The organism is Citrobacter sp. Igbk 14, from assembly GCF_028069825.1.
In the GTDB taxonomy this organism is placed as follows: Bacteria; Pseudomonadota; Gammaproteobacteria; order Enterobacterales; family Enterobacteriaceae; genus Citrobacter.
On sequence record NZ_JANEWM010000204.1, the window covers coordinates 1 to 318 of the forward strand.

Genomic DNA, 318 nt, shown 5'->3' on the forward strand with positions numbered 1-318 from the left:
ACTTTGATCGTGCTGAATACATCAAGTGGAAATCCTTTCGTGAGACGGATGATGCCCGCTATATCGGTCTGGTGATGCCGCGTGTACTGGGCCGTCTGCCGTATGGTCCGGACACTGTACCTGTTCGTAGTTTCAACTATGTGGAAGAAGTTAAAGGTCCGGATCACAACAAATACCTGTGGACCAATGCATCCTTTGCTTTTGCGGCCAACATGGTGCGCAGTTTTATCAGTAATGGCTGGTGTGTACAGATCCGCGGCCCACAGGCCGGCGGCGCGGTCCAGGACCTGCCGATCCATCTGTACGATCTCGGCACCG

At 53.8% G+C, this 318-nt stretch carries 1 protein-coding gene; it reads left to right on the plus strand.

The window, feature by feature from the left end; all coding sequences use genetic code 11:
- Window positions 1-318 (plus strand): type VI secretion system contractile sheath domain-containing protein (locus NNN64_RS23160; RefSeq protein ID WP_271442921.1); only part of this gene is annotated, 318 nt, incomplete at both ends.